Here is a 20,314-nt window from a genome sequence, read left to right as displayed (position 1 = left end):
ATGCAACAGAAACATCCGCAAAAATTTGGCAGAATGAAATAGTTGTTGTATTTTTACAACATTAGACCCCCCAAAGCCTCTCAACGATGCTCAAATCTGGGGGGCGTTTTATTTTTATACTATGGGCATTTAATCTTACCTGGTCTACACATCCTCCATTGAGATTGTCACTCTGCTGAAAAACAAAAGTTGGGACGTTAGGGACTCCCTACGGATGGAGCATTATATCCGAAACATCGGCAATTACAGGCTTGACTCCTATCTGTATCCCATGCTGCAGATGCCCAAGGAGGTTCATCAATACAAGACAAGGCAGACAGCTCCTTTCAAGACGCACTTAACCCATATCGTTTCGATAAGAAATTGCGATTGTTTCTCTTTAACGATATAGAGAAAGTAGAGATTGCCTTGCGCAGCGCATTGACAAACATCGTGACGAAGAAACCGGCAATATCTTCTGGATGACAGATGGGAGTTTGTTTGTGAATGCCGACAATTTCAACCGAACCATAGCATTGGTTGACAATGAACTGAAAAGCTCAAAGGATGAGTCCACCCTACACTTCAAAAGAGAATATGAAAGGTCACTTGCAACAGCAATTGGGCAGATTTTCCGATAATAAACATCAAGGTTATAGTTTACCTACGAACTGACAAGAAGAATCGCAGTGGAAAGAATAGCCCCATAGACTGAACATATATGTTCCATCATTCCGCCTGCATTTTGCGAATGACCGTAAGAGACAGGCGGATTTTCTTTTTGAAAATTAATTTTAGTATTTATACAGGTTGATATAAATAGATATTAAATAGATATTAACTAAATATGAAATAATATGCATACCTGCTTCACAAAGGAACATAGTTCTAACTGCTCAAGTCATGTATTTGATACTTTCAAAATCAAATTCTTCTTCCCAAAAATGTGTTTGTCAAGTTTTACTCTTTGCTGCACAGCATAGTTTACATCCTCATAAAATCTACCTGTAATTATCTATTTCAGACAAAGTAATATTTACTTTTTTAGGAATCTTATTATATGAACAATATAGTTGTAATTGTTGTCTGTTTGTTATCTTTTCAGAACATTTAGGGCCTAAAATTATTTCTTCTATAATCAATGGGTATTTATTGTTGCCATCATTAATAGGAAATTCTATTATTGGGCAGAATATTTCATCAGACGATTGAATCCACTTAAACTTACTTTCATCATCACAGAAATAAAGTAATCTTATTTCTTTCTCATCTTTATAATCTACAGGCTTGAAAAAGTGCTTCCATATATTAAGTTGATTAAAGCATACATCTTTTTCTAGTAGCTTTTTTATAAACTCAATATATGGATGCTTCTTGTCTTTTTCAGCATAGGAAATTGGAGCTATGAAAAAGTTATTATCCAATAAATCTTTATCTATATTATAGATTAAGCAAGTACCTTTAGCATCGTTTCCATACATTCTCCACATTGTTAGTTTGTCTTTGCTTTCAATTTCAGCACACGAACTGATAAATGTACTGTTTATTTCTTTAATGGTATAAGGTGATAATGACGAATAATCAATTTTATCAATATTATTGATATACTGATCAAAATAATAACATTCACTTTTATCATTCATGCAAGCTATACTACATACACTTGCTTTCTTTTCTTTGATTATTCTTATTGTTGATGAGAGAGAAGTATATCTGCATAATTGATTAAATTCTCTATCTATAAGCATATTAGTGAAGAATTTTCTTTCAAATTCTTCACTTAAAGAAAAACGGCCATCAGGCAATTTCGAGATATTGTTTTTTATATAATCTACATCAAGCTCATCTATAAAATTATTGAATTGACGATTATTGAGATTGCACTCATTTTTTGTCTGTCTAAAAATTGACAAAATCTCATTGGGGTTGAATTTCTCCTCTAAATTATTGATTTCCTCAATAATAGATCTTATTATAAGCTCTAAATTACTTAATGGAACCTCTATATTCTCTATATTGTTGTAATTATTAGCCTTATAAAAATAACCTTCTGTATCATTACACAATATACAATATGAAGCATTTACTTTATTTGCATAATGCAATAATCTATTTAGCAGTATTCCTTTATTTGCCAATCTTTTATATAGATTTTTAAATTCCACTACTGCTATCAATACATTCTTTTTATCCTCAAATCCGCAACCGCCCTCATAAGATGACACAGAGGTCAAAAAGGTAGCGACACTGTGGCAAAAGAGGGTGCAACGCAGCAAAAATCGCCACAAAGACGCATTAAATCCCCTTACCCCACCATGCGACTTGAGGCAATACGCAAAATCACGACCATAAGTTGTCGGTGTCATCCAAAGTCATTCTGGAACACATCAGCATAAGCGTTGTTGCATGAATAGATATTCAGCACATACTGCCTTGATGTCCTGACCCATTTGGCTGGCACAGAGATGAACTTGAAGACAAACGCCTTGATGCGGCTTGTTGCTTTGAGTCCGAACCTCTTCACGTCAAGCCTCGCCATGATGAATTTATAGAAGTTGCGTATGAGTGCCGTAAGCAGAAGAAACACCGTGTTTTCTCCCATGAAGGATTTTGGAAGCCTGTTCCAGCCGAATCCGTTATTCATGTCATCGAAGATGCGTTCCTTCCCTCCACGGAGGTTATAGAATTCGACAATCTCTTTCTCGGAAGACTCGTAGTCATTTGTAAGGATGCAGCGGTAGGTGTATTCTCCTTCCCACAGGTCGAGTTCGCCGTCTATCCGCTTCTGTCTTTGAATCACAAGACGGTATGCCTTCCCTTTCCATTTCTCGATGAGAATGGAGGCCAGCTCAAACTCAATGCCGCCCAATTCCACTTTCTTCCAACCTCTGAGGGCAAAGATGTCATTGTAGAGCGAACTGCATCGGTTGGCACGGATATAGAAGGTCTTGCAGTGTTTAGCAATCTCTTCCACTATCTCTTCAGAACACGAGCCGCAATCAGCTCTGAAACGGTTGATAATAAGCTTGTTCTGTTCAAACCTTTCAAAGAACCTCTTCAGCGTGTCCTTCTGGTGGAAACGGACATTTGTGTTGCCGTCGCTGTTCTCAATGCCGACAATCAAGTCGCCAATAACCGCCACGCCAGGGTGATAACCAAGGAACTTCTTGTATGTAGGCTTCGCATCATACTTCTCAGCCTCTATGAACTGGTGGTCGAAGTCAACGTCATACCCCTCGCCCTCTTTCAGTTGCCCTGTGGACAATAGGCAATTGAGGAGCAGTGTATTCAGCTTGTCTGCCGTGTTGAAGTCGTAGGTCTTGCCAGTGTCGGATGTGTAGGAAATGTTATCCTGGGTCAGTTCCTTTATGGCTCTGAGAATCGTGTCGGCACTGCATGTGCGAAGTGTCGGATGAAGCGAGAGGTGGTACATCAGATGAGTGGTGACATCCTCTATGCATGAGCCGCCACAGAAATAAACGCTCATAAGCGAACGGATGATTTCGCTGTATTGATAACCATACAGCCTGCATCTCATACCGAGGGTTGAGTCGATTACAGATGAGAGATTGGAGTCAAATTGCTCCATTATTGAAAAAATTCCTCCAAAAGGAGAGAGTTTCTCAGATTTTATTGCTACCTTTGCCATGTCTGTCGGGTTTGATACATATTTTGATTTGCAACACTAAGATAGGTGAAAAATCTGACATAGCAAAATCCTGAGCAACTTTTTGTTGCTCAGGTACTTATAAAATAAGTTAAACTAAAATGCTGCGGAATTTAGGTTTATAAATAAAAGCATCACATATGTATTCTCTAGAAAATATTTCATTATTGGGAATTATTTGATATTCCCTACCATATTCATTTAGTAATTCAGATATGTTTGAAATGGTATTATACTCTATACTCATATCAATTTGATTTTAGTGTTTCCAAATAAAATTAGCAAATTATTATTTACAATATGTACGACCAAGAAAATCTGGAAATAAATCAGTTTCATAATATTTATGAGCTAACACACGCAAAAAATAATAACCAGCTTTATCGCTTCTATACTCAATAGAATTATATTTCTTTACATAATTATTCTGAAAATCTTTTATTGTTTCAGGTAGCTTAATATTGGTCTGCACAGCCAGTTCATTATTAAGTCTTTTTTCAAAAAGCAATTGTTCAATATCAAATTCATCGATTATCGGATATGCGACCTGTAAGTTTACCCCAGATTCTTCAACTTTCTGCTTAAGAACAGAGTAGAAATTCGGTAAATTTAGGTATGATAATAATTCAAATATTACCATCAAAAGTAAAGACGATTCACAGTGATAATCGTCATCCCTCACATAAAGGCTTTTAGCTAAGGCCATTAGATTTCCATACATTTCCGGCCACATTTCTTGCTTTTCATAACGTTTTATCAGATTTATAACTGTATATATTAAATACTTCCCCAAACTATTCCTATCTTCTTGATTTTCCACATATTTATACATATACAAAAATACGATTTGGATAGTTATAGAGTGTGTATCTAACAAAGGCATAGTGCAAGCATTGTTATTTTCAATTATATTCTTTAGAATCTCCATTCTGTTCCTTTGTTCCTGCTTTGAAATATTGTAAAAAGACTCTGTTAATAAATAGAAATAAACTAAATCGCCTAAGAAATCATAGCATCTTAACGGATAAAACATATATTCTGAGTCTGTCGGTTCAAAACAAAATAACCCTTTGGGAAATAGCACTACACTTAATATTTTATTTATATACTCCTCATATATTTGAATCTGTAAACTGATAAGACTATAGAAGTGTTTGATTATAGAAGTTTTATTTTCTTTTTGTGTTCTGAGAATCCAAGCCCAAGTTTTCAGAACTACAGTATCAATGCAATACTTTGCAGGCAGTAGATTTCCACATTCTATAGAGTAAAAATGAATCATATGTGCTATCAATCGTAATGTAGCAAACATATTAAGAAGTATCCTCTTATTTTCTTTCTTTGCGGTCTCTATTTTACTTAACTGTATGTCTATGAGAGACGAAATATCCTTGAAGGTATTACCTTCTCCATCTAATAGAACAAGTATCTTTTTAAACAAGCGATAACTTTCGTCATCTGCTAGTAATGTTTCGTCAAATAAATAATCTGAAAAATAAGTAGTTAACACACCTATATCCCATTCTTCAAAATTTCCATCAGGAAATTCAGTCTTAATAAATCCATTAAATGTTGGCAAGGCATTTGCATCGATCAAGCCATTATGAACAAACACATAATATCTAGGAAAATTGCACAGATTAGGAACAGATACATCCTCATAAGGGGTATACTTTGATGCTCTTAATGATTCAATCAAACCATCCTTTTCATTAAGTGTTCTATCTGTTATATCTTTGGCTCCAAATCCTTTCAGTTCAAATAAGAAAAGAGTAGATACACCTTTGTTTTTTTTTATTGCTATCACATCTCTTCCATATTGTGACTGTCCTTTTGACTGTCGTGGTGTTGATAAAACTCTATATCCCATACGTTCTAAAAGTATAGGAAATATATAGTCCAATTCATTATCCTCTTTTAAGGATTCCACATATTGTTTAATTATTTCCTGTCGTTTCATTCCAATCTTTCAATAATTCATTTATCCATTTATTTTGTTCCATAGGTGTCATAGATTGAGTAAGTTGCCTTGAAGGTATAGAAATTTGTATACACCCTAAATGCTGCACAATTCCATTATTATCCCTCCATCCACCTCCTCTTGCCAATGATACCTTTCTCATTAGGTTGTTTAAAAAACTCTCATTATTTTTTTCTGCTTCCTTCATCAGTTGTTGCCAATGTTGTTTTTGAGTATTCATGGCTTCTTGATACTCAATCACGTAACTATATTTAGGGGACAATTCTTTAATCGCTCTTCTTTTCTCTATAGCATCGACTCTTTGGTCATAATACTTCCTGATTTTTATAACATGCTCATTATTAATATTCAATTTATCAAAAACTTTAATTACATGCCCCATATAATCATCTAAATATGGTACCAATCTATTCATTATGACATTACGAACGCGCGTTGAATCGCTCTCTATCAATGGCAATAACTTCGGAAGCCTCGTCTCCGGATTACCATAATCTTGAAGCATACTTATAATAAATAGACATTGAGGTATTTCATCTAAGTCTTTTTGAGGATTAAATTCTGAAAACTCCAAATGATAATCATCCCATAGCCTACGCCCCACAACACGATATATCCCTTTTGGGTGGATAATAAACGACAAAGCAAATTTTAAAAAATCATCACTATTCTTTTGGAAAGAAGACAGACATCCTTTCATTGTTAGAATATCCATTGGAGTTAGATTTTCGGCAATAGTTATAAAAATATCTGTTAAAAAATTAGGATCTTTTAAATGAATACATATTGAATTATCAAGACATTTCAGTACGGCTTCTTTATTCTCACTTTTAAGTCCTTTTATTAATAATTTGATACATTTCTCTGTAAATAAGCCAACCTTTTGTTGAAAAAACAACCAGTTGCATAAAGGATTAACGTACAGTGATACATCGCCTTGCAACAATTCTAAGATCTTTTGCTCACAAGTTTCCCTTCTTTGCCCAGCTAATCTATCAATCGTATAAAGAAAGAAAGACATAGCTGTGCTTGATATAAAAGACGTGTGAGATATAGTTATATCAAAAACAGTGTTAATGTCGTCATCTGTGAGTTGATTCGTTTTCACAAAAGCAATTGCAAACTCTTCCATGTTACATTCAGGAGGATAATCCACACAATATCTATTAAAATCATTCTCCATCAGACCAGCAAAGCAACTCAGTTTGTATTGTGGCAACAATGACATTAAGACAACGGCATTATCATAATACGAACTAGCGTATTTTTGAACAGCCGTATTTATTAAATTTTCAATATTATCTTCCTTGTTCTCAAATGATTGAATAACTAGCTTCATGAATTCAGGGGACCAATTTGATATTCCTGAAACAAGACTAAATGCCCAAGCCCATCTCCTAATGTTATTAGTCTTATCGAAAATAATATTACCATCATTTAGATATGTTATATATGCGAGAGCAACAGCAAAATACCATCTGTGTTTATCATAACTAAATGATTCAATGATATGTTCTTTGTCCTCCCAATAGGATACCGAATTACTAAACTCAAATTCACCGGTAGATGTTTTCTCATTTAAGTAATTTACAATTTCAACAAGTTCTTCAGGCATCCTTAAGCTTATATTTCGTCCATTAAACATGACAATCCGTTATTTATAATTACCGTTTCATGTATACTCTCCACTCTTCTTTCCTCTTCACATATTCAAAATACTCGTTAGCGTTTCTATTCATTACGTCAACAAGGTATTGTGCCATTTCATGCATTTGTGTTGCATATAGGATGGGAATTCCGTTGTTATCCTCAGTATAGTGAGCAATGCTATGTTCTATTCCATTCAACATGTTCTCAAATGCCGAACAAGGATTCAACCCTCCACTGACTAAAGTGTTACCCAAGGCCTTCATTTTTTTGCTTCGTGTCGTGACTGGTTCTGTTTTCAAGCATTCAAGGTCTTTTTCTGGACTATCCAAATAACAATAATATAACCAGATTTCAAAGCAAGGATTGCTCACAATCCATTGTCCTTGTGTTCCGGTTGAATCCTTTTTGAATATTTTCTCCAATTGTTCATAGAATTCATCTACATCTGAAAGGAGAAATACTTTGTCCATAGCCTCCAAATGAAAAAGTTGGGATTCTATTTTTATTTCTTCTGTCAATTGGATTTGCGCCCACTTATCCTGCATCTGATATGGCTGCAATCCTTGTCCTTTTTCAGACATAAATACAACTCTTAAGGAGTGAAGTTCACGCTGTCTGATCAATTCCCGAAGAAAATCCTTTTCCTTTTTCTCTCCTCCAGAGAGTACGAAAAGAAGACTAGTGGAAAGGATTCCTTCAGGCTTTTGATAGGCTGAAGACACTCCTGATATCTCATATACCTGTCCGTCTTCTTTATTTTTAGTTACAGGCTCATATGTTGATGATTGTGGAGTTAACCTTGAGTCTTTTTTTGAATATGTCAGCTTTGATAAATCCATAACGCATCTTACATATTCAGTTCGCCAATAAACGGAATGGCACCATAACGTCCTTCCATGTATCCATTCTCAATATTGATTGTGTTATGGATTTTGAAGTCATTCAGTGAATACATGCGACTGCTTCCATTCTTTTTCTCAACCATCCAGACCTCATCGGTGCGCAGGAAATCTTGATTAAGCAGGCAGGTCTGATGAGTAGTAAAAATAAGCTGGCCATTTGTTTCATGTGAAGAGAAGTAACGGACAAGTTTGCGTACCAGGTGAGGATGTATGCTATGGTCAAGTTCATCGATTGCAACAGTTTTGCCTGACTGCATGGCTGCATAGAATGCCGGCATAAGTGATAATAGGCGCACTGTGCCATCAGACTGCGCCTGAATATCCATCTCCTTTGAGAATCCGTTCTCTCCAAACTGACGGAACATCATCTGACTTATCTTCTGTACTCCATCTTCAACACTGATATCTCTGGTATTTCTGAAATCAACAACCTCTGACAGCACACCTGAATGCATTTTCCTGAGTTTATCCACCGGCAGGTTGCTAACATCATGCGTACTTATCCAATCTTCGAAATTCTCCGTCTCTACCTTCACGCCATCAATACCCAGGTCAATAGCTTTAAAAAGTTCAGAGGCAAATTTATTAATGTTTTCATCGTTTCTGAAGATCCCTATCAAGGCCGGGTTAAAGGAATGTAAGCCAATTATTGTCAGTTCATCATCAAACCACTTTTGAGCAATATCAATATTGGCATCAGCCAGCACAGGCATATCATTGTTAATGGTCAGCAAACTTGCAAACGGATTTTTCTCAATCCATCCCAACACCATTTTGTTGACCTCAGCAGAAGGAGCAATTGAATATTCAACAGCACCATCTTTACGAGTGAAAATATTTTTATTCTCCTCAGCTCCTAAGCCGGACACTTGCAGAGTCTCGAAAGTAATCCCCGTCTTAGCAATTTCCACAGAATATATAAATGGAATTCCGGATTTCGTCGCAAATTCAATAGCCAGTTCTATAGGCTCATCGCCAGCATCTTCCTTCAACGCAAACATATATCTTCCAACACTATCACCATTCAAGAAATTCTTATTGGTAGCTATGGCCTTCAGGAAATTTATCCCTTTCAGGAGATTTGATTTTCCTGCTCCATTTGCGCCATAAACAGCTGCCATTTTCAACACTGGCAGTTTCCCGTCAAGCATAGTAATATGGTTCGACAAAGTAGTCCTTTTCATGTTTGGAAACATATCAAACTGAACCTCATCATTAAATGAAAGAAAATTCTTCAGTATAACCCGGAGTATCATATTTTTATCAACTATAGTACGTTAAACTTCTAATTAGCAATTCTGTAAAAAGGGATAAACCTTTAATCACTTGCAAAGGTAAAAATATATTTTTATCGCGTGAATATTTCACGTTATTTTTTCACGTATTAATCAATAATCGTAATTTGCTATCTAAAATTCGATTATCGGGCCTACCAAAAGAAAAGTCTCTGTTTCTTTTGGCAAGCAGATAGTTTGGTTTAGAACTTTGATAGATATACAATAAACAAGACTAAACTTATATCTATAAGAGGCGGCGAAAGAAAAGAGGTATAAAAAGCAAATACATCGCTTCAAAACATGAGGGATATGAGGGACAAAGTAGATGTAACAGGCTTCTTAATCACGTTTTTCAAAAATGAAATTGTATTAGTGTTTTCTTTGCAGATTGTCTCCATTTTTTTGTCCCTCGTTTGTCCCCCAGCATGAATAATTACTAAAACAATATCTGATTATCAATGAGTTACAAATTCGTAACACATATTGCATCGGTAAGTAACATTCACTTAATTCACGCTTTTACACATATATTCTTGTCGCAATATTGAATAATATCAGCCTTTCAAATATGTATTAATACAAAACTTGAAAGGCTGATGCATCAAAATTTACGCGAAATTATACGGCATTATTCTCTTCAAAGATAGCCATTCTACGCTCTAAATCTTCCAACTGTCTGTCTTCAATAAATGAAGTGCAAACACGCAAACCATTTTGACAACTACCTGTTGTTACTAAACATATAGCACTAACGCCATAATACATAAGTTCATGTGCCAATTGCCCACCAGTCATACCTGGGTAACCAACAGTGAAATAAAAGCCATCAGCTATAGGTTCACTTAGATCTTTATCATATACAATGTAAAAGCCGTGATCTGTAAATATTTTTTTCAGTTTATGAGCTCTTTCACCATAAATACTTATATCCTTTCTGAAATCATATTCGCCATCACATGCTGCTTTAAACATCCCTGCCATCGCATATTGTGCGCTATGACTTGTTCCTGAAGATAATGCATAAAGCATTCTTGTAGAAAAGACATAACCAAAGGAGAGTCCTTCATATCTTGCTCCAAGATTATCATAATGACGATGGAACAACTTGTTACTGATACATGTCACTCCAATTCGTTCACCTGCATAACTAAACGCTTTACTTCCACTTATAAAAAGCATATAGTTATCCGTATATCTTGCAACCGTTGCCTGATAAGGAGGCTCAAACGGTACACTTAACTGCTTACGGAAATCCATGGCAAAGTAAGCCAGGTCTTCCATTATTATTGTATCATATTTAGTTGCAAGCTGACCAATAATACGCAATTCGTCATCATTAAAACAAATCCAAGATGGATTATTCGGGTTGCTATATACTATTGCACAAATATTACCCTTAGATAAATATCCCTCTAATTTTTGAGCAAGTTTGTCACCTCTAAAATCATAGACATCAAAAGTTTCATATTTGACACCCATGACCTGCAATTGCATCTTCTGAACAGGAAATCCCGGGTCAATAAATAATACGGTGTCTTTCTTAGGGTCACATTGTGAACATGTCAGGAAAGCTGCAAACGTACCTTGCATACTACCACATACAGGAACACAGCATTCCGGCATAATATCTATGCCAATAAAAGCTTTGACAAAACGTGATGCCTGTTTTTTCAATTCAGGGTATCCCTGAATATCGGGATATGTGTGTGCAATACCATTTTTTAAAGCTTCGATTTGTGCCTTAACACCTACTTCAGATGCAGGCAAGCCAGGTATACCCATTTCAAGCTTAATGAATTCCACACCAGACTCCTTTTCAACAGAAGCAGCAACAGACTTAACCTCACGTATCGTAGCCTTCTCGAAGTCCTGTATGCCCAAACTTCTTATTGTATTATCAACAAGAACCTTGTCTATTGGTGTATTTTTCATATTTCAGATAATTTGAAATTCTATTTACTTTCACTTATTCCGATATTAAGAGCTTTAATATTCGCATTAACGACCTCTTCGCCTTTACGTGCAAACACTCTGCCCAAAGCAGCCTTTATCTCTTCGTATCCTATACCCAAAGACTTTTGAGCAGCTCCTAATAATATCATATTAGCAGAACGCGGCACATTATTATCCTTTGCCAACTGCTCGATATCAATGAAAACAACATTATTCAGTTTTGAATATTCCTCCTTTATTTTATCCATATCAGGATAATTAGGAATATTGACAAAAGGAACACTTGACGTTATAATCCATCCCGTTTTCTTATTAAGATATGGAAGATATCGTAATGCCTCCATTGGTTCCATTGATATAATAACGTCAGCCTGACCTTCTGCAATCAAATCACTATTAATTGGTTCAGAAGATATACGCAAGTTGCTCTGCACGTCGCCACCGCGTTGTGACATTCCGTGAACCTCTGCCTGCTTAATATAAAGTCCGTCCTTTATTGCAGCTTCACCAATAATTGTTGCGATTGAAAGAATACCCTGTCCTCCTACACCGCAAAGTATTATATCTGTTTTCATTTTGATTGATTTGCGTTTAACTTTTTTTCTCTTAAATGTCTCTGCAATGTCTGCATACATTCACGACATGGTATAATTACACTCAAGCCATGATAATTAATTTCCTCTCTCAGCATGTTTGTTATTTCAGGCATATTCTTTGGAAGAGGAACAACTGTTCTTAAATGTTCATTATTCAGTCCTAAGCCTTTACATATAGCTTCCAGCTTATTCGTTCCGGCAGAATCTTGCCCACCAGTCATGGCTGTTGTAAGATTGTCACTAATAATGACCGTTATATCTGCATTTTCGTTAATCGCATCAAGCAAGCCTGTCATGCCAGAGTGAGTAAATGTTGAATCGCCTATAACGGCAACTGCTGGCCATAAGCCGGCATCTGCTGCACCTTTAGCCATGGTTATACTTGCACCCATGTCTACTGTTGAATGCAAAGCTCTAAATGGCGGTAGAGCTCCTAACGTATAACATCCGATATCACCGAAGACTCTTGCATTTTCATAATCTTTCAAAACTTCATTAAGAGCAGAATAGACATCTCTATGGCCACATCCCTGACACAATGCAGGTGGACGAGGTGTTACATTTTCACTTGGAGCATAACATTCATCAACAGGAAGACCTAAAGCCTTCTTTACAAGATCAGGATTTAATTCGCCTGTACGCGGAAGTTCACCGGTAAGACGACCCTTTATTGTTGCATCGCCAGGCATTATGCCGCGAAGCATGTCTTCAATGAAAGGCTGCCCCTCTTCAATAACCAATACAGAATCGCACGCAGAAGTCATCTGTCTTATCAAATCCTTTGGCAATGGATATTGACTTATTTTTATTACAGGATTAGGACATCCCTGAGGATAACATTCATTCAAATAATTTATAGCAATTCCGCTTGCAATTATTCCTAAAGACTTATCACTGCCATCAATATATTGATTATACTTACTATTCTTAGCGTCATTTTCCAGTTCTGTCTGCATCGAAGTAACTATATCATTCTTCCTGCGTGCCATAGCTGGCAATAAGATCCAATCAGCAGCCTTGGAATCATAATTGATATTATTCTGCTCTCTTGAATTATCACAGATCTCAACAACCGCACGACTATGAGCCATTCTGGTTGTAACTCGCATAAGAATAGGAAGATGTATTTTCTCACTATAATCAAAGGCATACCTTACCATGTCATATGCCTCTTGCTGGCTGCTCGGTTCAAAACATGGAATCATGGCAAACTTAGCATAGAACCTGCTATCTTGTTCATTTTGAGAAGAGTGCATTGAAGGATCATCTGCAACCAATACGACAACCCCTCCATTAACTCCAGTCATAGCAGAATTGACAAATGGGTCGGCACAAACATTAAGACCCACATGCTTCATACAAACAAGAGCACGCTTTCCCATAAACGACATACCGAGTGCTTCCTCCATAGCAGTCTTCTCGTTTGACGACCATCTGCGATGGATGTTGCGCTCCTTTGCCGTTTTAGAATTCTGAATATACTCTGTTATTTCTGTAGAAGGTGTACCAGGATAGGCATACACCCCACTAAGACCTGCGTCTATCGCGCCTTGCGCAATAGCCTCATCTCCTAATAAGAGTTTTTTCATAATATCAGATTTAATTTAACAAGATTGGTTATTAAAATGATAATTTTATTTAACTGTCACCTTTAATGGTGAATGAAGTGCTTTCAGGTACTCTTTAGAACGTAAGTTCCATTCATTAAATGTGCGAACATCATTCTTACTCCATGCAGAGCCGAAATAATATGTATATTTCTCATTCGGCTGATATGTAATAAGCCCTACTCCATGTCCGGCATTTCCATTAACAGGATTATCATACATCATTTTTTTTGTTGCCTTAACACCATTAGGGAACAACACTCCAACATAAATCTGGAAATTTTGTTTTGCCGGATTATCTGTAGGATCTGCATAAAGCACATAATTATCTCCACAAGCAACACTCTTTGTGTCTTCACTATGAAGTACAACTCCAGCCACCATATCACAAGGCTTAGTAAGTCCTTCGTACCATACGGTCATTTTATTATAGTTGCTACCTTTATCAAGGCTTATAATACGATGTTCAACAACATTCTTGTCACTTCCTATAGAAAATGGGTTGTAATCAAGCTGGACTGTAAAGCGCAAAGGTCCATTATCCAATATTTTATATGTCTTATAACAATAAGGTAAGACCATCTCCCCTCCAGACAAAAGCGCAGGAGCGCCACAACCCAACGTCGGACCAACCTTATAGCAGTCAAGTCCGTATCCATGGTCAAAGTGATATGTTGTTGCCTCTTCCATTTCATGAGCTTCTTCTGTCTTTCCAGCTTTCTTTAACTCTTCAATCTTAGCATGGTTTGAAAGTTCTGTTACATACCTCTTATCAACCTCCAAATCCGGCGTATTTTTAACCCAGACATCTATTCCAAAAGCCTTTTCGCCTGTACGCTGTAAGGCAGGACCATAAGCACGATAAGCAGTACGGTCATTTTCCCATGCAATGTCATCTACACGCTCGGGATATTGCTTACCACAAACAATGGTCTTCATTTCTTTAGGAGTTCCTGGAGTAATAGTAAAATCTGCTGACCCTGCAGGTCGCACACTGGCATCAATCAACAACTTTCCGTCATATGAGATCTGGTACGCCACCTGCTGTCCCAATGCATTCTTTACAATAAAACTTTCTCCATTCTTTATTCCTAATTTCGAATAAACATCTTTGAGCTCAACCTCTATAAGCTCTTGACGCTGAACGTCATATGGATTTGTAACTGTCACAGTAACATTATCTGCCATCGCAGACAACGGCATTGCAAACATAAATAAAGATAATACCCTAAAGTTTTTCAAAAAGTTCATACGATATAGTTTTATTTTAGTTTATTATATTCATACATTTATTCTCATTTGAGATTTTTGATGAAGAACTGAGCTATCTGCCTGTAGATATGATTACGCGTATTACCTCCGTATATACTATGATTACGGTTTGTGTAAACATTCATCTTAAAGTCTTTGTCTGCCTGCACGAGTGCCTCTGTATATTCAAACACATTCTGTGGATGAACATTGTCATCAGCCAAGCCTTGACAAATAAGCAGTTCGCCATGCAGGTTTGCAGCACGCTTAATCGGATTTACATCATATCCAGAAGGATTCTCTTTTGGAGTACGCATATATCTCTCAGTATAAACCGTATCATAAAATCTCCAGTCTGTAGGAGGCGCAACAGCAACTCCTGCCTTGAAGACTTTACGTCCTTCACTCATGCTCATTAATGTATTGAATCCACCAAAGCTCCATCCCCATATACCGATATTATTTTTATCGACATAAGGCAATGAGCCTAAATATATGGCAGTTTCAACCTGGTCTTTAGATTCAAGATCACCGATTTTCAGATAAGTACATTTTTCGAAATCAGCACCACGCGCTCCTGTACCTCTGCCGTCAACACAGACAAGAATAAATCCTTGCTGCACCAAATATTGGTCAAGCAAAGCGCCCTGCCCCATTGAACCTATATTCCATGAGTTGACAACCTGTTGACTGCCGGGGCCACTATACTGCCACATAATTACAGGATATTTCTTACTTGCATCAAAATTAGCAGGTTTAATCATAACACCATTCAGCTGAACACCTTCAGATGTCTTGAAGCTAAAAAATTCTTTTGAAGGCAAATCATATTCAGCAAGAGTTTTCTTCAACTCGCTATTAGTAATCAATGATACGGTTTCTTTGCCTGAATTATTAAAGATACCATATTCATATGGTGTATTTCTGTCGCTCCACTGATTTACAAAATATTTATAATCAGCACTAAACACAGCTATATTCCAACCATCGCGTGAAGTCAGACATTCAGTCTTGCCATTTTTATAAGTAACATAAACCTCACGATTCATAGGATTTTTGCCTGCAGCCTGATAGTATGTAGCACCGGTCTGCTCGTCGTATCCATAAACATCTGTTACATCATACTGACCATCAGTCACCTTACGCAGCAACTGCCCGTTCATATTGTAAAGATATAATTGCATATAACCATTTCGGTCACTTGGCATTAATATATGATTAGAAGAAATCAATATATTAGCCATTGCTTCTTCTTTCACATACTTTGGCACAGATTCCTTTATCAGCAACTTGCATACTGTACTTCTCGGATTAGCCCCATACAGACAGAGCTGATCCTGATGTCTGTTCATCGTGTAAACAATTATCTTTTGCGGATCTGAAGTTGCCTTTATACGGGGTATATATCCGTCTTTGTCCATCTGCAGCTGCATGGTGCGTGTCTGACGCGACTGAATATCATAGCTCAGAACAGAAACAGTTGAATTTTTCTGGCCTGCTTTTGGATATTTATACGAATATAGCCCTGGATACTCTGAATACTCTGTCATTTCCGGCTCAAGCCCTTTAAACATTTGTAAAGAATATGTAGGCACATCCTTTTCATCAAAACGAATCCAGCAAAGCATACTTCCGTCAGCATTAAATGTAAGTGCAGAATTAAATCCGAACTCTTCTTCATAAACCCAATCCGGCACTCCATTAATAACCTCATTACGTTTGCCGTCTTTAGTAACCTGACTCTCCGAATTGCCATAAAGCAGCTTAACAAGATAAATATTATTGTCACGTACAAAAGCTACTTTCATTCCATCCGGCGACCATACAGGCGACTGCTGCTGGCCGTTATCCGAAAGTTTTTCCAACTTACGGTCTGCAATATTATAAATATAATAATCAGCAGTATAAGACCTGCGATAAATCTTCTTGGAGTTAGTCTGAACCAACATCTTCTTCCCGTCAGGGCTCATTATATAATTTTCAAGCTTGTCAATTTTTTCACCGACAGTATTGTTTACGTCAAACAACACACTTACTTGCTTTCCAGTCTTATAAGAATATTTTATTATTCTCTTCCCGTCCTTGCTTATCATAGCATAGCAGTCTCCGTCGGACATGGGGCTGACAGCACTAAGATATTCAGCAGCAAAAGTTTTGCCTGCAACATCTTTTAAAGAAAGCAGATTTCCAGAAATCATATTACTAGCAGCAAACAATAAAGCCGCACACATAATAAAAAGTCTTTTCATTGTATTTTATAAATTATTTTGAGCACAAAGATACATAATTTTCACTACATTTGCATCTCAATTGATTTAAAAGATATTAATGCCGTATGGCAAAAATTTAAGCGTAATTATACAATGCAAGATTTAAATAAAAAAACGACATTACCTTATAATGATTTTGGCAGCTGGATAAGATCTATTTTCCCGTTCAAAATACAAAAGATTTCTGTTGATGCAGGTTTCTCATGCCCCAACCGGGACGGCAGAATCAGCTACGGCGGATGTGCCTTTTGCAACAACAGCACATTCAATCCTGCTTATTGCGACAAGAACAAAACTATTAAGGAGCAGCTTGAAAAAGGAAAGATGTTTTTTCGCAACAAATATCCCGAAATGCGCTATTTAGCATACTTTCAGGCATACACAAACACGTATGGGAATATAGAGCAGCTTAAAAGGTTGTATGAAGAAGCGCTAAATACAGAGGATATCGTAGGCATTGTTATTGGCACTCGACCAGACTGTATTAGCAGCGAAATACTTGATTACCTTCAAAGCCTTTCACGGCAAACGTTTGTTATTGTTGAATACGGCATTGAATCAGCCAACAACGATACACTTAAACGCATAAACAGAGGACACACTTTTGAATGTTCAAGAAATGCAATAGAGGAAACGACTTCAAGAGGCATAATAACCGGAGGGCATATAATATTAGGACTTCCTGGAGAGGATACAAATGAAAATATAAAACAAGCATCACTTATATCCCAAACAAGCTTAAACATAATCAAAATACATCAGTTGCAGATAATACGGGGAACAAAACTTGAAAACGATTACTACCAAGGAGAAATCCACACCTATAACGTAGACGAATACATAGAATTGCTTGCAAAATATATACAATATCTTCGAAGTAATATAATAATAGACAGATTCACATCACAATCTCCTAAAGATTTGCTGATAGCGCCAGACTGGGGATTAAAAAATTACGAATTTACAAATAAGTTTGTCAACTATCTAAAGAAGAACAATATATATCAAGGACAACTTTGGGGTGAAAACAACAAATATAATCAGCAATAACCTTATCGCTAAAATGCGAACAAATTAATTGCACACTTTCATCTTTCTTTACAAAATTCAGAAATTTAAGGCTTTATGCGTAAAGTATTTCCATAAAAGATCAAAAATTATGAGAAAATAACATCAAAAACGCGCTAAAGACGTAATCAGCTCATAATCAACACTTTAAGCTGAATTATTATATCAATAATGCAATTCAAGATAATGTCTTACACATAAAATCCAGCTAAAATACGCATGTTTTTGGAGACAAAACCATAAGAATCTGTCTCCAAAACCAATGCTTTTATTGATTAAAAGCATTGGTTTTATAAAACAGAACAACTACTTTCACCGCAAAAGCTATAACATTCAGCATGATTTATGCTGTGTGACATCAAGAAAATATCTATTTTTCAATTTAATATTGTAATATTATTTTACTGCACACTGACAGCAAATTATTTATAATATAATGCCAAAATACAACAATCTCTCCATTTCAGCCTTTGGCATGCAAACCGTAAACGATATTACATAATAAAAAATATTAGACACAGTTATACATTTATTCACAAAAAGCATCTATAATTGGATAAAAATACTTAACTTTGTTTACCTATACAACCAAAACACTATAATAGTTAAAACTTAAATCTCGTAAAATATGACAAAAGAAAAACTGACTGATTCACAAACATCATTCGTAAAAAAGATGTCTGTAAGCATCATGGCTTTTTTAAAAAAGTATTTTAATGCCATGCCCGACAAAGAGGATGAAGAAAATACAATCAAGGCCATAAGTAATGGAGTATCATTCCACGGGGCCAATCTGTGGGTTCTGGTTTTTGCAATATTCATAGCATCATTGGGCCTCAACGTGAATTCTACCGCAGTAATAATCGGCGCCATGCTGATATCACCACTTATGGGACCTATAATCGGAATGGGATTAGCAGTTGGTATAAACGATTTTGAATTACTAAAGCGGTCACTTAAGAACTATCTCGTGGCAACGATAATAAGTGTATGTACAGCAACACTTTATTTCTTACTGACACCACTTGACGAAGCCCAGTCGGAACTCTTGGCCCGCACTTCCCCCACACTATACGATGTACTTATAGCATTATGCGGTGGTGCAGCCGGCATTGTAGCCCTGGCCACAAAGGGGAAAGGAAATGTGCTGCCAGGAGTCGCAATTGCTACAGCCTTGATGCCCCCGCTCTGCACAGCCGGCTTTGGAATAGCCACAGGTAACATTTTCTATTTTCTTGGCGCTTTCTATCTGTTTTTTATTAATACGGTATTCATTGCCCTCGCCACATATATTGGCGTAAGAATGCTTAAATTCAAGGAGAAACAATTTGTCGACCACGAAAGACAAACTACAGTAAAGAAATACATTATTATCATTGTGGTTGCCACAATGATACCGGCAGGCTTCATGACATACAGTATTGTAAAAACAAGTGTATTTAAAAGCAATCTCAGCAAATTTGTAAAAGAACAATTAGACAGTACTGGCACAAGGATTATTTCATATGAAGCCAACAACGACAGTCTCACATTACGTGTTGTCGCCGTAGGAAAAGAACTGTCAGACAGTGCTATTGCAAAAGCTGAGAAAGAAATGCAGAATTATAATATCCGGCAGTATAAACTTGAGGTAATACAAGGTTCTGAGTCAACATCATTAATGATGCTCAACAACAGACTGACAAATATGCGAACATCTAACGATAACTACTCAGATATGGTTCGTGAAGAAACAGCAAAAATATCTGAACTTCAGAAAAGCCTTGACCAATATACAAAATATGACATTATGGCACCTGCAGTAGCAAAGGAAATTAAGTCATTATTCGACAACGTTGACGACATAAGCCTGTCTAATGCCAGTTATGTAAACACAGATTCATTAAAGGTTAAACATTACACATTGGCCGTTATTGGCGTTAAAGCAAAAGCCAATATGAAAGAACTCGAAAGGAGCAAAATCACAGATTGGCTAAAGGCAAGACTTCAAGCAGACAGCATAAAAGTTATTATAACGAAAAATTAAAACTAAATAATTATATAAACAAAAAACAGAAGGATACATTTTATGCTGTATCCTTCTGTTTTCATTTACGATGGTCATCTACTCCAA

General features: G+C 36.5%; 14 protein-coding genes. 3 read left to right on the top strand and 11 right to left on the bottom strand.

Annotation, left to right across the window (positions count from 1 at the left end; genetic code table 11):
- Positions 1 to 363: 363 nt before the first annotated feature.
- Positions 364 to 465: a hypothetical protein gene (locus tag EJL04_RS16800; protein ID WP_420899294.1), complete on the top strand. Its 102-nt coding sequence runs from the start codon at positions 364 to 366 to the stop codon at positions 463 to 465.
- Positions 466 to 980: 515 nt separating this feature from the next.
- Here the strand turns inward: EJL04_RS16800 and EJL04_RS04485 are convergent.
- The 11 genes from EJL04_RS04485 to EJL04_RS04435 all read right to left on the bottom strand — a co-directional run bounded on the left by EJL04_RS04485 (position 981) and on the right by EJL04_RS04435 (position 17,112).
- Entirely contained in the window at positions 981 to 2,345 is a 1,365-nt protein-coding gene (locus EJL04_RS04485) for a DUF2971 domain-containing protein (RefSeq protein WP_125104184.1), read from the bottom strand.
- Complete coding sequence (locus EJL04_RS04480; protein ID WP_125103926.1) at positions 2,342 to 3,628, bottom strand: IS1380-like element ISBf11 family transposase; 1,287 nt, start codon at positions 3,626 to 3,628, stop codon at positions 2,342 to 2,344. Before EJL04_RS04480 ends, EJL04_RS04485 begins: the two co-directional genes overlap by 4 nt.
- A 307-nt stretch (positions 3,629 to 3,935) precedes the next feature.
- Positions 3,936 to 5,606, bottom strand: coding sequence for a hypothetical protein (locus tag EJL04_RS04475; RefSeq protein ID WP_125104183.1), 1,671 nt, complete (start codon positions 5,604 to 5,606; stop codon positions 3,936 to 3,938).
- Complete coding sequence (locus tag EJL04_RS04470; protein ID WP_241209937.1) at positions 5,584 to 7,242, bottom strand: hypothetical protein; 1,659 nt, start codon at positions 7,240 to 7,242, stop codon at positions 5,584 to 5,586. The genes EJL04_RS04475 and EJL04_RS04470 overlap by 23 nt, the downstream gene beginning before the upstream one ends.
- Positions 7,243 to 7,291: 49 nt before the next feature.
- The gene (locus EJL04_RS04465; protein WP_125104181.1) at positions 7,292 to 8,116 is read right to left on the bottom strand and encodes an RloB family protein; all 825 of its coding nucleotides are present in this window, start codon (positions 8,114 to 8,116) and stop codon (positions 7,292 to 7,294) included.
- An 8-nt stretch (positions 8,117 to 8,124) separates the two neighbouring features.
- Positions 8,125 to 9,330: an AAA family ATPase gene (locus EJL04_RS04460; protein ID WP_241209936.1), complete on the bottom strand. Its 1,206-nt coding sequence runs from the start codon at positions 9,328 to 9,330 to the stop codon at positions 8,125 to 8,127.
- 744 nt (positions 9,331 to 10,074) lie between these two features.
- Positions 10,075 to 11,388: an aminotransferase class I/II-fold pyridoxal phosphate-dependent enzyme gene (locus EJL04_RS04455; RefSeq protein WP_125104179.1), complete on the bottom strand. Its 1,314-nt coding sequence runs from the start codon at positions 11,386 to 11,388 to the stop codon at positions 10,075 to 10,077.
- A 20-nt stretch (positions 11,389 to 11,408) separates the two neighbouring features.
- Complete coding sequence (locus tag EJL04_RS04450; RefSeq protein ID WP_021854324.1) at positions 11,409 to 11,984, bottom strand: indolepyruvate oxidoreductase subunit beta; 576 nt, start codon at positions 11,982 to 11,984, stop codon at positions 11,409 to 11,411.
- On the bottom strand, positions 11,981 to 13,594 hold the full coding sequence (locus tag EJL04_RS04445) for a thiamine pyrophosphate-dependent enzyme (protein ID WP_125104178.1): 1,614 nt from the start codon (positions 13,592 to 13,594) through the stop codon (positions 11,981 to 11,983). Before EJL04_RS04445 ends, EJL04_RS04450 begins: the two co-directional genes overlap by 4 nt.
- 45 nt (positions 13,595 to 13,639) lie before the next feature.
- Entirely contained in the window at positions 13,640 to 14,863 is a 1,224-nt protein-coding gene (locus EJL04_RS04440; RefSeq protein WP_125104177.1) for a DUF4861 domain-containing protein, read from the bottom strand.
- 44 nt (positions 14,864 to 14,907) lie between these two features.
- On the bottom strand, positions 14,908 to 17,112 hold the full coding sequence (locus EJL04_RS04435) for a S9 family peptidase (protein WP_053398360.1): 2,205 nt from the start codon (positions 17,110 to 17,112) through the stop codon (positions 14,908 to 14,910).
- 114 nt (positions 17,113 to 17,226) lie between these two features.
- Here EJL04_RS04435 and mnmL point away from each other — a divergent pair, with 114 nt between their 5' ends.
- Together mnmL and EJL04_RS04425 are read left to right on the top strand one after the other, a co-directional pair.
- Entirely contained in the window at positions 17,227 to 18,183 is a 957-nt protein-coding gene (mnmL, locus tag EJL04_RS04430; RefSeq protein WP_125105296.1) for a tRNA modification radical SAM protein MnmL/YtqA, read from the top strand.
- 694 nt (positions 18,184 to 18,877) lie between these two features.
- Positions 18,878 to 20,227, top strand: a complete 1,350-nt coding sequence (locus tag EJL04_RS04425; RefSeq protein WP_125105295.1) for a TIGR00341 family protein — start codon at positions 18,878 to 18,880, stop codon at positions 20,225 to 20,227.
- Positions 20,228 to 20,314: the final 87 nt, after the last annotated feature.

Source organism: Prevotella marseillensis (assembly GCF_900625065.1).
Taxonomy (GTDB): Bacteria; Bacteroidota; Bacteroidia; order Bacteroidales; family Bacteroidaceae; genus Prevotella; species Prevotella rara.
Note: the sequence above shows the minus strand (reverse complement) of the source record. Positions and strands in the feature narration are given on the sequence as shown.

Excerpts from the sequence above, each read along its gene's own strand:
- EJL04_RS04485 (WP_125104184.1), bottom strand. The coding sequence starts at position 2,345 with ATGACACCGACAACTTATGGTCGTGATTTTGCGTATTGCCTCAAGTCG.
- EJL04_RS04480 (WP_125103926.1), bottom strand. The coding sequence starts at position 3,628 with ATGGCAAAGGTAGCAATAAAATCTGAGAAACTCTCTCCTTTTGGAGGA.
- EJL04_RS04475 (WP_125104183.1), bottom strand. The coding sequence starts at position 5,606 with ATGAAACGACAGGAAATAATTAAACAATATGTGGAATCCTTAAAAGAG.
- EJL04_RS04470 (WP_241209937.1), bottom strand. The coding sequence starts at position 7,242 with ATGCCTGAAGAACTTGTTGAAATTGTAAATTACTTAAATGAGAAAACA.
- EJL04_RS04465 (WP_125104181.1), bottom strand. The coding sequence starts at position 8,116 with ATGGATTTATCAAAGCTGACATATTCAAAAAAAGACTCAAGGTTAACT.
- EJL04_RS04460 (WP_241209936.1), bottom strand. The coding sequence starts at position 9,330 with ATGCTTGACGGGAAACTGCCAGTGTTGAAAATGGCAGCTGTTTATGGC.
- EJL04_RS04455 (WP_125104179.1), bottom strand. The coding sequence starts at position 11,388 with ATGAAAAATACACCAATAGACAAGGTTCTTGTTGATAATACAATAAGA.
- EJL04_RS04450 (WP_021854324.1), bottom strand. The coding sequence starts at position 11,984 with ATGAAAACAGATATAATACTTTGCGGTGTAGGAGGACAGGGTATTCTT.
- EJL04_RS04445 (WP_125104178.1), bottom strand. The coding sequence starts at position 13,594 with ATGAAAAAACTCTTATTAGGAGATGAGGCTATTGCGCAAGGCGCGATA.
- EJL04_RS04440 (WP_125104177.1), bottom strand. The coding sequence starts at position 14,863 with ATGAACTTTTTGAAAAACTTTAGGGTATTATCTTTATTTATGTTTGCA.
- EJL04_RS04435 (WP_053398360.1), bottom strand. The coding sequence starts at position 17,112 with ATGAAAAGACTTTTTATTATGTGTGCGGCTTTATTGTTTGCTGCTAGT.
- mnmL (WP_125105296.1), top strand. The coding sequence starts at position 17,227 with ATGCAAGATTTAAATAAAAAAACGACATTACCTTATAATGATTTTGGC.
- EJL04_RS04425 (WP_125105295.1), top strand. The coding sequence starts at position 18,878 with ATGTCTGTAAGCATCATGGCTTTTTTAAAAAAGTATTTTAATGCCATG.